At 32.1% G+C, this 13,472-nt stretch carries 13 protein-coding genes; all 13 read left to right on the top strand.

Annotation, left to right across the window (positions count from 1 at the left end):
* Window positions 1–5 precede the first annotated feature (5 nt).
* The 13 genes from CDH50_RS09560 to CDH50_RS09620 all read left to right on the top strand — a co-directional run bounded on the left by CDH50_RS09560 (window position 6) and on the right by CDH50_RS09620 (window position 13,466).
* Window positions 6–1,016 (top strand): glycosyltransferase family A protein, encoded by a 1,011-nt coding sequence (locus CDH50_RS09560; protein WP_100611963.1) that lies wholly within the window; start codon window positions 6–8, stop codon window positions 1,014–1,016.
* Between the two features lie 4 nt (window positions 1,017–1,020).
* On the top strand, window positions 1,021–1,926 hold the full coding sequence (locus CDH50_RS09565; protein WP_100611965.1) for a glycosyltransferase family 2 protein: 906 nt from the start codon (window positions 1,021–1,023) through the stop codon (window positions 1,924–1,926).
* A gap of 214 nt (window positions 1,927–2,140) precedes the next feature.
* Complete coding sequence (locus CDH50_RS09570) at window positions 2,141–2,914, top strand: class I SAM-dependent methyltransferase (protein WP_100611967.1); 774 nt, start codon at window positions 2,141–2,143, stop codon at window positions 2,912–2,914.
* A gap of 65 nt (window positions 2,915–2,979) precedes the next feature.
* Window positions 2,980–3,645, top strand: coding sequence for an acylneuraminate cytidylyltransferase family protein (locus CDH50_RS09575; RefSeq protein WP_100611969.1), 666 nt, complete (start codon window positions 2,980–2,982; stop codon window positions 3,643–3,645).
* 28 nt (window positions 3,646–3,673) lie between these two features.
* Entirely contained in the window at window positions 3,674–4,366 is a 693-nt protein-coding gene (locus CDH50_RS09580; RefSeq protein ID WP_157804965.1) for an FkbM family methyltransferase, read from the top strand.
* 9 nt (window positions 4,367–4,375) lie between these two features.
* A complete protein-coding gene (gene neuB, locus CDH50_RS09585; protein ID WP_100611973.1) occupies window positions 4,376–5,419 on the top strand; it encodes an N-acetylneuraminate synthase in 1,044 nt (347 codons plus the stop codon).
* On the top strand, window positions 5,412–6,542 hold the full coding sequence (gene neuC, locus CDH50_RS09590; protein WP_100611975.1) for a UDP-N-acetylglucosamine 2-epimerase: 1,131 nt from the start codon (window positions 5,412–5,414) through the stop codon (window positions 6,540–6,542). Before neuB ends, neuC begins: the two co-directional genes overlap by 8 nt.
* The gene (locus CDH50_RS09595; protein ID WP_100611977.1) at window positions 6,539–7,924 is read left to right on the top strand and encodes a hypothetical protein; all 1,386 of its coding nucleotides are present in this window, start codon (window positions 6,539–6,541) and stop codon (window positions 7,922–7,924) included. Before neuC ends, CDH50_RS09595 begins: the two co-directional genes overlap by 4 nt.
* On the top strand, window positions 7,915–9,003 hold the full coding sequence (locus CDH50_RS09600) for a glycosyltransferase family 4 protein (protein WP_232731991.1): 1,089 nt from the start codon (window positions 7,915–7,917) through the stop codon (window positions 9,001–9,003). The genes CDH50_RS09595 and CDH50_RS09600 overlap by 10 nt, the downstream gene beginning before the upstream one ends.
* On the top strand, window positions 9,000–10,145 hold the full coding sequence (locus CDH50_RS09605; protein ID WP_100611979.1) for a glycosyltransferase family 4 protein: 1,146 nt from the start codon (window positions 9,000–9,002) through the stop codon (window positions 10,143–10,145). Before CDH50_RS09600 ends, CDH50_RS09605 begins: the two co-directional genes overlap by 4 nt.
* Entirely contained in the window at window positions 10,142–11,680 is a 1,539-nt protein-coding gene (locus CDH50_RS09610; RefSeq protein ID WP_232731992.1) for a glycosyltransferase family 2 protein, read from the top strand. Before CDH50_RS09605 ends, CDH50_RS09610 begins: the two co-directional genes overlap by 4 nt.
* Window positions 11,681–11,691: 11 nt before the next feature.
* Entirely contained in the window at window positions 11,692–12,684 is a 993-nt protein-coding gene (locus CDH50_RS09615; RefSeq protein ID WP_449393449.1) for a glycosyltransferase family 2 protein, read from the top strand.
* A gap of 8 nt (window positions 12,685–12,692) precedes the next feature.
* The gene (locus tag CDH50_RS09620) at window positions 12,693–13,466 is read left to right on the top strand and encodes an FkbM family methyltransferase (RefSeq protein ID WP_157804966.1); all 774 of its coding nucleotides are present in this window, start codon (window positions 12,693–12,695) and stop codon (window positions 13,464–13,466) included.
* Window positions 13,467–13,472 lie beyond the last annotated feature (6 nt).

Below are 13,472 nucleotides of genomic sequence, written 5' to 3' on the forward strand. Positions count from 1 at the left end.
TGACAATGAGAGTAGGCTCAAATCCCAACAAAGACAAATCATTAAACACTTCTGAATATTTTCATCAAGTGGTTATTCCTGTTTATATTCCCAATCAAGAAGGTTATTTTAAAGACAGTTTTAAAATTTTAAAACTCTGTATAGATTCATTATTAAATACAGTGCATAACAAGACATTCATCACTATTGTAAACAATGGAAGCTGCCAAGAAGTAAAAGAATATTTAGAATTACTTTTCAATAACAGAAATATTCATGAAGTAATACATACTGAAAACATAGGCAAACTCAATGCAATCATAAAAGGTTTGGTTGGTAACAAAATAGAATTAGTTACTATTTCTGATGCCGATGTGTTATTTCTTTCTAATTGGCAAGAAGAAACTATAAAGCTTTTTGATAATATTCCAAAAGCAGGTGTTGTTGGCATTGTACCACAATTTAAAATGTATGAAAATTGCTGTGGTAATGTAATTTATGAAACTATTTTCAGTGAAAAATTAAAGTTTTTACCAGTTAAAAATCCAGAAGCATTAAAACATTTTTATAATAGTATTGGTTGGGATAGAAATTATAATCAAGATTATTTAAAATATATTCTAGGGTTAGAAATCAATTCAAATTTAAACGCGTTAATAGGTTCAGGACATTTTGTAGCAACATATAAAAAGGATATGTTTACAGAAATTATATCTTATTTAGGTTATAAGTTAGGAGGCATTAGTGAGATGTATTTAGACAAAGCGCCCTTAAGAAAAGGGTATTGGCGATTAACTACAGAAGATAATTATGCTTACCATATGGGTAATACCTATGAAGATTGGATGAAAACTAATCAAAGTCTAGAAAAACAAAGAGATTTATTTAAAACGAATTTTAAGACAATTAGAAGAACTAACAAATTGGATTATTTTATTAAAAATAGACTATTCATAAAATTTATATCTGTGCCCTCTCTGTATAAATTATTTTTAAATTGGAAAGGGCTTCCAAAAAGTATTGCGAAAAATTACTAAATTTATGAATAAGCCAGGTTTTTCAATACTAATAGCAACTAAAGATAGAATAGAAGATTTAAAGTTTACTCTAAAAAAAAACAGCTATTTGATTGAAAGAAATGATGTTGAATGTATTATTTGTGACGATGGTTCTGTAGATGGAACCTCTCAATTTATAGAATCAAATTTTCCTCAGATAAAATTAATTAGAAATTTTAAGAGCAAAGGTTATATTTATTGTAGGAATTTGTTATTAAATAATGTAAAAACAGAGTTTGCTATATCGTTGGATGATGATGCTCATATTGTTACAGAATTTGCTTTAGAGTCAATGAAGAATTATTTTGATGAGCATCTGGGTTGTGGTGTTTTAGGGCTTAGAATTTATTGGGGTTTAGATGAGCCTAAAACTAAATTATCGAATGAAAAGGCTTGTAGGGTTCGAGCATTTGTTGGCTGTGGCCATGTATGGAGAATGAAAGCTTGGAGTGAAATACCCAATTATCCTGAATGGTTTATTTTTTATGGAGAAGAAGAATTTGCTAGTTATCATTTATATAAAAATTCTTGGGAAATACATTATTTACCTGAAGTTTTAATTCAACATAGAGTAGATATAAAAAACAGAAAAAAAAATTCAGATTATTTAATCAGATTAAGAAGATCACTCGCTTCAGGATGGTACCTGTACTTTTTATTTTGGCCAAAAAAAAGAATACCAAAACAAATGATATATTCAATATTTATACAATTTAAAAACAAAGTTGTGAAAGGAGATATTAAAGCATTTATTGCAATTGTGATGGCTTTATTAGATTTAATTAAAGCATTTCATAAAGTTGCTAAGCACTCTAATAGGTTTTCTGATGATGAATTTAAATATATAAAACAGTTGCCAGAAACAAAAATATACTGGAAGCCAGAATAATAAATGGAAATTAAATCTAATGAAGATATATATTGTTCCTAACTAATTTTTTTAGATTTAATCCAGATATAATAATAAGGTAAATAGAAGATTATTTTGAAGTTATAATTAATTCTCTAGAGATAATGAGCTTAATTTTTAAATCTATTGAAAAGATTAACCATTTATTGTTTTTGTTTAAAAAAAGCAAAGTTTCATAAATTTAAACGATAGAATGAGCAAATACAAACATGAAGAAAGAATTCATAATTTAAGGGATGCCAATATTATCGTTCCTGAAATGATTGAGTTATTAGCCCCTGAAAGTGTAGTAGATTTTGGTTGTGGACTTGGAACATTTATTCATGTTTTTAAGCGATTAGGTGTAAATGATATTTTGGGTATTGATGGTTCTTGGGTAAATAAAGAATTGTTGTATAGTTACATTGAACCAAATGAGTTCTTTGAATCTGATTTAGAAAATATAATTATTCTAGATAAAAAGTACGATTTAGTATTAAGTCTAGAAGTTGCTGAGCATTTAACTGAGGAATCGGCTACTACATTTGTTGAAAATTTGATAAATTCAGGAAATGCAATTTTATTTTCTGCAGCAATTCCTTATCAAGGAGGACAAAATCATATTAATGAGCAATGGATTACTTTTTGGGAAAAAAAATTTTTAGAACACGATTTTATCATACACGATGTTATTAGGCCAATTTTTTGGGATAATCCAGAAATTTTTTGGTGGTATAAACAAAATCTAGTGCTAATAACTCACAAAGATTATAAATTGAAATTTATTAAAGAATCTGTACCAATGAGAAATATCGTTCATTACGAATTATATTTGTTAAAATCTAAAGAATTATATGAAAAAAGTATAATGCTTAAGGAGATTGTTACAGGCAAAGTGAAATCAATATATTATTTTAAGTGGTTTTTATATTCTATTTTTGGATTTGACTTTATTAAAAGATTAAAAAAAAGATTTAAAAATCCGTAATAATAGATGTGAAATCATTTGTTGAGGAAGTTATTTTTTTTGAATTGGATATCGACAAAGTATAATTGAAAACCATAGCCATCATACCAGCCAGAGGAAACTCTAAACGCTTGCCTCATAAAAACATTAAGTTATTGGCAGGCATCCCTTTATTGGTTCACAGTATAAACTATGCAAAGCAACATGATTTTATTGACGCTATCTATGTAACAACAGATAGTAACGACATAAAAAATATTGCTCTGCAACATGGTGTTTTGGTTATTGATAGACCACATGAACTATCGGGTGATTTGGAGCCTACGGTAACTGCTTTAAAGCATGTATTGGAGTCTATTAATGATGAGGTAGAAAATGTTATTTTATTGCAGCCAACAAACCCATTAAGGCCAAAACATTTGTTGGCAGAAGCGTTTGAGCTATTTAAGGAAAAAAAATACGATAGTTTGTTTACGGTATCCCGAAACCATCAAAAATTTGGAACTATAGAGAATGATAAATTCGAACCTTTTAATTATAAAATAGGGCAGCGTAGTCAAGATTTAGTGCCGCTTTATTTTGAGAACGGGTTGTTATACATTACAAAATCTAAACATATTTTAAATAACAAAATCATTACCACCAATGCATTTCCGCTAATTGTTAACCATGCATTTGCTTCAATTGATATAGATGCGCAAGAAGATTTAGATTTAGCAGAATTTATGTTTAAAGAATATAAGAATGGGTAAATCGGTAAAAAATTATCTTAAGAATTTTTTGTTTAAAAGAGGTTATAAAATTTCTAAAATCAATAATAATCCTTTACAAGATTCTAATCCTTTTAAGGCTTGTAGAAGTGAAATTAATATACTGCATCCTACTATATTTGATATTGGTATGAATCATGGTCAAACATTAAAAAAAATTAAAGAAATTTTTCCTAGTGCAACAATTCACGGATTTGAAGCCAGTAAATATTGTTTTGAACAATTAGAAGATGATTTTAAGAATGAAAAGAGTATCATTTTAAACAATATTGGAATATCCGATAAGGAAGGTATTTTAGAGTTTAATGAGTATTCATGGGATGCTATGAATTCTTTTTTGCAAAGAGCTTATGGTAAGGCTCAAATACTTGAAACTTATAAAGTAAATGTTACCACGATTGATGATTATTGTGATGAAAATCAAATTAAAAATGTCCATATTTTAAAAAGTGACACGGAAGGTTTTGAATTGAAAGTATTAAATGGGGCAAAAGGAATGATGAGTAAAAACAAAATTCAGTTTGTTTTAATAGAACTATTTTTTGACTTAAATTTTGTTGGACAATCTTCAGTAGGTGAAATTTTTTCCTTTTTAGAAAAGAATAATTTTTCATTGGTTAAATTTTATGATTTTAGTATTACAGGCAAAGGTTTTGCTTCTAAATCAGATGCCTTATTTATTAATGAAAATTTCACTAGATAAAATATAAAAATGAATAATCCATCCATAACCATAGCAGGTCGAAAAATAGGCCAAGATTATCCGCCATTGGTAATTGCCGAAATAGGTATTAATCATGAAGGTTCCTTAAAAGTTGCAAAGCAAATGGTGGATGCCGCTTTTAGAGCGGGTGTTGAGGTGGTGAAGCATCAAACACACATTGTTGAAGATGAAATGAGCCGAGTTGCAAAGCAAGTGATTCCAGGGAATGCCAATGTGTCTATTTATGAGATCATGGAACGCTGTGCTTTAAATAAAGCCGACGAATTAGAATTAAAAAATTACGTTGAAAGCAAAGGCATGATTTTTATATCCACACCATTTTCGCGAGCAGCAGCAGAACGCTTAAACCGGTTTGATGTGCCAGCTTACAAAATAGGTTCGGGCGAATGTAACAATTACCCGCTATTAGAGCATATTGCTCAATTTGGAAAGCCCGTCATATTAAGTACTGGTATGAATACCATTGAAAGCGTAAAGAAAGCAGTGGCTATTTTTGATGAATATAAGGTGCCAGTGGCGCTTTTGCATACCACAAATTTATATCCAACACCAACCCATTTGGTACGTTTTGGAGCGATGATGGAGTTGCACCAAGCGTTTCCCGATAAAGTTTTCGGATTAAGCGACCATACATTAAATAACAATGCTTGCCTAGGTGCAGTAGCTTTGGGAGCCTCCATTTTAGAGCGTCATTTTACCGATCACATGCAACGCCAAGGGCCTGATATTATATGTAGTATGGATGAAATGGCATGCAAAGACCTTATTGTGGGTAGTAAAGAAATTGCTTTAATGAGAGGCGGTGTTAAAGAACCAGCCAAAGAGGAGCAAGTGACCATCGATTTTGCCTTTGCAACAGTGTGTAGTATTTCCAATATTAAAAAAGGCACTGTTTTTACAAAAGAGAATATCTGGGTAAAACGTCCTGGCACAGGTAAAATTTTAGCAGAACATTTTGAAACAATTTTAGGAAAAAAGGCTAGTCGGGATATTGAAAATGATGAACAATTAACGTGGAGCGATATTGAATAAGGTAAAAAAAATAGCATTTTTAACAGGTACACGGGCCGATTTTGGTAAAATGAAACCGCTTATTCAAATCCTTGAGAATCATCAGGAATTTGAAGCCCATATTTTTGTTACGGGCATGCATCTTTTGCAAAGGTATGGTTACACGCTCATTGAGGTTGAACGTTGTGGTTTTAAAAACATTTCAACATTCAAAAATGATACCCATGAAGCCAGTATGGATTTAACGCTAGCCAAAACCATTGCAGGTTTTTCTGAATTTGTTAAAAACATTCATCCAGACCTAATTGTTATTCATGGTGATCGTGTAGAAGCATTGGCAGGTGCCATTGTGGGAAGTTTAAATAATGTATTGGTTGCACATATTGAGGGCGGGGAATTATCTGGAACCATAGACGAATTATTACGTCATGCCACCAGTAAGATGAGTCATATTCATTTTGTAGCAAATGGTAAGGCAAAATTATTATTGGAACAAATGGGGGAATTACCAGAATCTATTTATAATATTGGGTCTCCCGATATTGATATCATGTTTTCAAATACGTTGCCAGATTTACAAACCGTAAAATCATATTACAATATTAGTTTTGATGTTTATGCTATTGCTATGTTTCATCCCGTAACCACAGAACATCGGCAAATGGCAAAATATGCAAAGAATTTTGTGGATGCTTTAATAAATAGTGGTAGAAATTATGTAGTTATTTTTCCAAATAATGATATGGGCAGTCAAACCATTTTAGAGGCTTATGAGCCTATTTTAAACCATCCAAATTTTAGAGTGTTTCCCTCTATTAGGTTCGAATATTTCTTAACCTTATTGAAACATTCCAGTTTTATTATTGGCAATAGTAGTGCAGGTGTTCGGGAAGCACCTTATTATGGGATTCCTACCATCAATATTGGTACGCGTCAGCAAAATAGGGTTGTTTCCAATGCTATAATAAACACAGGCTATCAAGTAAATGCTATTTTGGAAGGGATAAAAGAGGTTAAAAATGTGACAATAAACAAAATATCTGATTTTGGTAACGGAAATAGTGCGGAAGCATTTTTAAAAGTTTTGAAATCGGAATCACTTTGGAAAACGAATCATCAAAAACAGTTTAGGGCACTTTCATGAAAAAACTAGGATTGGTAATTACTGATGGTGTTGGCTTTAGAAATTTTATCTTAAGCGATTTTTTACAACATGCTGAAAAAAGTTTTGATGAGGTAGTTATTTTATCATGTTTACCAAAAGATGTTTATAAACCGCATACCAATACTCGGGTTATTGAATTAGATGTTTTTGAAGAAACATTTAAAACATGGTTTTTTAGAAAAACTAAAGAAATTGCCCATCTTAAATTACACCAAAAAGACAATTTGGGCATACAGGATAATTTAAAAACCAATGACTCCAAGTTAAGAACAACCAGAGGTTATGCCACTCGGTTTATATATAAATTAACGTCGTTGTTTCATTCCGAATTCCATATTCAGCAGCTTCAGAAATTACAAAATAGCACCTTTTCCAATCATAAAATCACAAAAAAATACGCTTCAATTTTAAGAATAGAACAATTCAATCTATTGTTTTTTACACATCAGCGTCCGCCCTATATAGCACCATTGGTATATGTAGCGCAAAAGTTAAAGCTGAAAACCGCAGCCTTTATTTTTAGTTGGGATAATTTGGCATCAAAAGGGAGAATGGCCTCTAATTTTGATTATTACTTAGTTTGGAGCGATTTAATGAAGCAGGATTTATTGCTGTTTTATAAATCGATTATGCATACACAAATTAAGATTGTTGGGACACCACAATTTTTACCTTACGTGATGCACGAATACAAAATAACTAGGCAAGATTTTATCTCTGAATTTAATTTAGACAGTCATTTAAAAACCATCTGTTTTAGTTGCGGAGACATCTCAACCAGTAAAAATGATGAGCTGTATATAGAAACCATTGCTAACGCCATCATAGAAAACAAAATAGAAAAGGTTAATTTTATTGTTAGGACATCACCTGCTGAAGATTCCATTCGATTTTATTCTTTAGTTGAAAAATTTCCGTTCATTAAGTGGAATTTTCCCAAATGGGTACAAGTACGTAGCGATCATCAAGAATCGTGGTCACAACGTATACCAACAACTGAAGATGTGAAGCTATTAAGGGCATTATTGGAATATTCCGATTTAAACATCAATATGCTTTCCACCATGAGTTTGGATTTTATGTTGTTTGATAAACCTGTTATTAATCCTATTTTTGGAAATGCAACCAACGGTTTGTATGATGACCAACGGTTTTTGGGATATGCCCACATAGAACATCTGGTTAATAGTAAGGCATCAAAAGTGGTTAAAACAAAAGACGCATTGCTTCAAGCCATTATTGGTTATTTAGCGCAGGATTCAGATACCGAAAATCGAAAAAACTTCATTAGCCAACAAGTTGGTGTGCCTTTAGAGGAAACAAGTAAACAATTAGTTGAGAGTTTAAAAGCATGGATATAAAACCAAAGCATATTGCCATCATCTGCAATTACGAACTTCTGGAAAGCAGGGTAGGTGGGATGGACTATTTTTTCTGGGCATTCCATAAAAAATGTGCCGAAGAGCAAATTGCAGTCGATTGGTTTTTTCCTAATACAGCTTCGCATGGCGATTATTATTTATTTAATATAATGCCTTCTGAAAGTACGGGTTTAGAACACCATTTTATAAATTATATCAAAACCCAAAACGTTGAATACACACACATCATCACGCATTTTGTGGAACTCTGCACATCTTTTTTTAAGGATATAAAAACATACCAAACCTCCAAAGTGATTGTGGTCGACCACAACCCAAGGCCTTTAAATGGGTATCCATTAAAAAAAAGAATCAAAAAGAGAATTAAAGGGGTTTTATATTCAAAATATATCAACCAATTTATAGGGGTTTCAAACTACACAAGCCGTGCTATTTTACAAGATTTTGGTGGCTTTTTAAAACCTAAAACACATACTATTTATAACGGTGTGTTGATTGATACCATCACTCCAAAAACAACGGAACGCATTAAAATAAACCCTAAATTTCTAGTGGTCTCTCATTTGCGTTATTCAAAAGGGATTCAGGATTTAATAAAGTCTGTTCATATGCTGTCTGAGGATTTAAAATCCGATTTAAAAATTGATGTGTATGGCGATGGCCCTTATAAAAAGGAATTGCTTCAGCTAGTCTCGAAATATAATCAGGAGTCCATTATCAACTTTAAAGGCAGCCATTCCAATGTTAATGAACTGTATCAACATTACGATTATTTAATTCAGCCAAGTCATATGGAATGCTTCAGCTTATCCATTTTAGAAAGTTTAGCAGCCAATATTCCTGTAATTACAACGCCTGTGGGTGGTAATACTGAAGTAGTGACAAATAACGAAAATGGATTTATATTTGAGACGAAAGATGTCAAAGCTTTAACTTCATTATTAGGTTCAATATTAAAAGGCGAAAAAAGCATCGTGGGAAATACTAGAATTTTAATTGAAAACAAGTTTTCAATGGATACGATGGTGCAAAACCATATAAAACTGTTGGATATATGAAAATAGCATTCCTAGCTCCCGAATATCCACATCCTAATATGGTAGGGCACGCCGGGGGCATTGGTACGAGTATTTTAAATTTAGGGAAGGCCTTGTCGCAATTGGGACATACTATTAGTGTTTTGGTTTACGGGCAACAGGAAGATGCCTATTTTGTTGAAGATGGCATACATTTTTATAAAATAAAAAACGTTAAAATAAAAGGATTGTCTCTTATCCTTACCCAAAAAAAAGTGGAACGCTCGATCAATTCATTATACGATTCAGGTAAAATTGAGATAGTAGAGGCTCCGGATTGGACGGGGTTCACGGCGTTTATAAAACCTAAATGTCCTTTGGTTATTCGGGAAAACGGCAGTGATACCTATTTTTGTTATTTGGATAATAGAAAAGTAAAGTACAAAAATAAATTTTTAGAAAGGCGAGCTCTTAAAAAAGCAGATGGCATTATAAGTGTGAGTGCTTATACAGGAAATTTAACGAATGAATTGTTAGGATTGAATAAAAAGTTTACGGTCATCCCCAATAGTATTGATGCATCTGTGTTTGTGACAGAACAAAACAACTCTAAAAAATTGACGATTCTTTATTTTGGAACATTGATACGAAAAAAGGGACTTTTAGAATTACCAGAAATATTCAATATAGTTCATGAAACCAATAAAGAAGTAGAATTAATTCTTGTTGGGAGAGATAGTGGAGATATAAAATCAGGTTCTGCTTCCACATGGCAACTTATGCAACCGCTTTTTAACGAATCAGCCATAAAGAAAGTAACCTATTTAGGTGCGGTAGATTATTTTAAGATAAGAGATTTGATCAGCAATGCCACGGTTTGTGTATTTCCTACCTTTGCTGAAGCGTTGCCAGTATCATGGTTGGAAGCCATGGCGATGGAAAAGGCCATAGTGGCATCCAATATTGGTTGGGCTAGAGAAATGATTGAAGATGGGAAGGAAGGTTTTTTGGTACATCCAACCAATCATGAGGAATATGCCGCACGTATTTTAGAATTATTGAAAAACCCCTTTAAACAGCAAGCTTTTGGTAAAGCCGCTAGACAAAAAGTTAAAGCACAATTTAGTCACGATTTGGTCGCAAAACAGTCTGTTGCATTTTATAAAACCCTAGTAACATCTTGATAGATTTAAAAGAACATATCACACCAAATGGAGCTGTTTTATTATATAAAGGTATTCCAGATTTGCATGTGCTTAACGAGCTGGCGTCAGGTGAAGGCGATATATGGCACAGTAGTTTAGATCAAGGATATAAAAATGCTTTTCCTGAAATTATTTATCAAACGGTCGTTTATTTCTGGTATGCCAAGGATTTTGATAATCTAGAAAAATCGGTCAGTTGGCGCATCAATCCAAACGCATTTGCTATTAGGAAGGAGGTTTGGGACACCTTTGGTGGTTTCGATTTAGATTATGAAAATTTACAGACATCGGCTTTAGATTTTGGTTTCAACACCTTGCGCTATCAAGGCGTTGTACCTCTATATATTAAAGGATTGTTTGAAGCAAACATTGAAAAAGTCAACATTTCAATTAAAGATGTTTACACATTTTATATTAAAAATTTCAAGTTGTCACATAGCGTGTATATGCTATTTAGACGCCGGGTTTGGAATTTTAAAGAACTAAATGCGTTTAGGTTTGCTAAAAAGGCATTTCAGTTTAAGGACAAGAAACAGATTTTAAAGCCTCGCGAACTACAACCAATTAAAGGAACACCAAAAGTAAGTTACATCATTCCTACCATGATGCGTCAGGATTTTACCTTGAACCTTTTAAATGATTTAGAAAATCAAACCTACAAACCTTTTGAAGTCATTGTAGTTGATGCCACTCCAGACGAAACGAGAGATGTCTCTTTATATAATCCCCAAAAATATTCCTTTAAGGTTTTTTTTAAATGGCAAACCTCAAAAGGCAGTTGCAGAGCAAGAAATGAAGCCATCGAGTTGTGTACGGGCGATTATATTGTGTTTGGTGATGATGATATTCGTATTCCACCAGAATTTATAGAAAATCATATCAGGTTATTGCAAACCTATAATGTTGAGGCTTGTAATGGATTGGATATTAGGGCAGGCCATCAGCAACAAGATTTGTCTGATTTAGAGGGAAAACTAACAGCATTAGGAGAAAGCCGTTGGAAAGTTGGGGCATCTCAAACATTTAGTAATGCAAACTCTTGCGTTTCTAAGCGTGTGGTAGATGTTTTAGTTGGCAATGATATTAATTACGATGGCGGTTATGGTGAAGATAGTGATTTTGGGTTATCCATAACCAAATTAGGGGTTACCGTTTTGCATAATCCGTTTTCAGCTAACTTACATCTAAAACCTCCTTTGGGAGGCTATCGCTTTTGGGGACAACAAGCGGGCATAAAGGGTAAAAAGCGAAAACAACAACCTTGGGAACTGGATGTGCCAGTTAGAAGTATTGTACCAAAGCCAAGTCCGACCATCATGTATCAACTGTTTAAACATTTTGATGACAAGCAGCGAAAGGAATATAAAATAAAGTATTTTATATTATATTTTACAAAAGCGAAGTTTATTGACCTACCATCGAGACTATTAAAATTCCCGATGCGTCTTTTGCAATTTGATAAGTCTGTATTTTACGCAAAAAGATTAATGGCTTTGGGAAAGCGAACTAAATAATAATAATAATAATGATGAATTTCACCTTAATTGTTTGTACATATTTGCGGACACAACCACTGTTTAATTTATTACAGTCGGTCGCAAAACAAACGGTATATCCGAATGAAATTCTCATTATTGATGGTTCTACTAACAATGAAACAGAGCATATTTTAAAACAAAACCCATTTAAAAATCTAAAATATTATAAAGTAGGCGATGACCATAGGGGCTTAACCAAGCAACGAAATTTTGGTATTAAGCATGTTGCCGAGTCTTCAGAAATAGTCTGTTTTTTAGATGATGATATTATTTTAAAACCAACCTATTTTGAAGCTTTAATAAAAACATATGATGAAAAACCAGATGCATTAGCGGTTGGTGGTTATATTACAAATGAAATAACATGGGAACCATCAGACAATAAAAACAATCCGAATAAATTTTATTATGATGGTTGGATGCGTGATGAACCGTTAAGGTTTAAAATGAGGCGAAAATTTGGCTTGCAACCGGATGTTGCCCCAGGTTTTATGCCCACGTTTTCACATGGCAGACCACTTGAATTTTTGCCTCCTTCTTGTAAAATATATATGGTTGAACAATTGAATGGCGGTGTTTCATCTTACAAAAAACATGTTTTTGATACAATATCATTTTCAATATATTTTTTTGGTTATGGTTTATATGAGGATACTGAGTTTGCCTTAAGAGTAGCAAAAATCGGAAAATTATATTTAAACACCAATGCACAATTATATCATTACCATGATGGTTCCGGACGTCCAAACTCCTTTAGATATGGTAAAATGGTCATTAGAAATGGCTGGTATGTTTGGCGAATAAAGTATCCAAAACCTATATTTAAAGCACGACTAAAGTGGCATGCTACGGCAATTTTGTTAACAAAAATAAGACTCCTTAATGCTATAACTACGTCAAATAGAAAAGAAGCTTTAAAAGAAAGTTTTGGACGTATTGTTGGCTGGTTTTCTCTTATATTTAGCAAACCTAAAATGTAATATTAGAATTGAAAAGATTAATATTTAATTTGTTGCCAAATTCTTTAAGAGAAAGAATTAAACTTAATTATTATAATATAAAGAATAACAAATTTTCTTTTGCATTACAAAATGGTCATTATGTAACTAAGGAAGGGGATTCTTGGGAAGTCATAACAAGAAAACCATTATATTTCATTGTAAAAGATATCGAGAGATATGAAAAATATTATAAAGTAAAAATCAACGACATTGTAATTGATGCCGGAGCAAATGAGGGGGCTCTTTCTGTCGTCTATTCTCAAAAAATTGGTAATAGAGGTAAAGTTTTTGCCTTTGAACCAGATTCGATAAATGTAGAAATGCTTAAAAGTAATTTGTCTTTAAATAAAAAGTATAGTAATATAGACCTTGTAGAGATGGGCTTATGGAACAAAAAAGATATAATAGATTTTTTTGAAGCAGGTTCAGTCGGTTCATCAGTTTTTTATGAAGATAAAAAGTCTAAAAAAGTTGCCATTCAAACAATATCTATCGATAATTTTATGAGTTTACAAAAAATTAATCATTTAAACTTTGTTAAAATGGATATTGAAGGAGCTGAAATTGAGGCTTTGGAAGGAGCAATTAAGTCAATAGATAAGTATAAACCAGATTTTGCAATTGCTAGTTACCATATAATAAATAATAAGCCGACCTATATTGCAGTAGAAGATTTTTTTAGGAAAATAGATTATCCATATAAGACAGAATTTTTTAAAGATGGTGAAATAATAACATATGCGGGGAAAAGTATAAAATAAATTTGT

It is taken from the genome of Confluentibacter lentus, assembly GCF_002806995.1.
GTDB classification, from domain to species: Bacteria; Bacteroidota; Bacteroidia; order Flavobacteriales; family Flavobacteriaceae; genus Confluentibacter; species Confluentibacter lentus.

What these genes read in the sequence shown, in the direction of transcription:
- CDH50_RS09560 (WP_100611963.1), top strand. Translation starts at nt 6, where the DNA reads ATGAGAGTAGGCTCAAATCCCAACAAAGACAAATCATTAAACACTTCT.
- neuB (WP_100611973.1), top strand. Translation starts at nt 4,376, where the DNA reads ATGAATAATCCATCCATAACCATAGCAGGTCGAAAAATAGGCCAAGAT.
- CDH50_RS09595 (WP_100611977.1), top strand. Translation starts at nt 6,539, where the DNA reads ATGAAAAAACTAGGATTGGTAATTACTGATGGTGTTGGCTTTAGAAAT.
- CDH50_RS09570 (WP_100611967.1), top strand. Translation starts at nt 2,141, where the DNA reads ATGAGCAAATACAAACATGAAGAAAGAATTCATAATTTAAGGGATGCC.
- CDH50_RS09605 (WP_100611979.1), top strand. Translation starts at nt 9,000, where the DNA reads ATGAAAATAGCATTCCTAGCTCCCGAATATCCACATCCTAATATGGTA.
- CDH50_RS09615 (WP_449393449.1), top strand. Translation starts at nt 11,692, where the DNA reads ATGATGAATTTCACCTTAATTGTTTGTACATATTTGCGGACACAACCA.
- CDH50_RS09600 (WP_232731991.1), top strand. Translation starts at nt 7,915, where the DNA reads ATGGATATAAAACCAAAGCATATTGCCATCATCTGCAATTACGAACTT.
- CDH50_RS09565 (WP_100611965.1), top strand. Translation starts at nt 1,021, where the DNA reads ATGAATAAGCCAGGTTTTTCAATACTAATAGCAACTAAAGATAGAATA.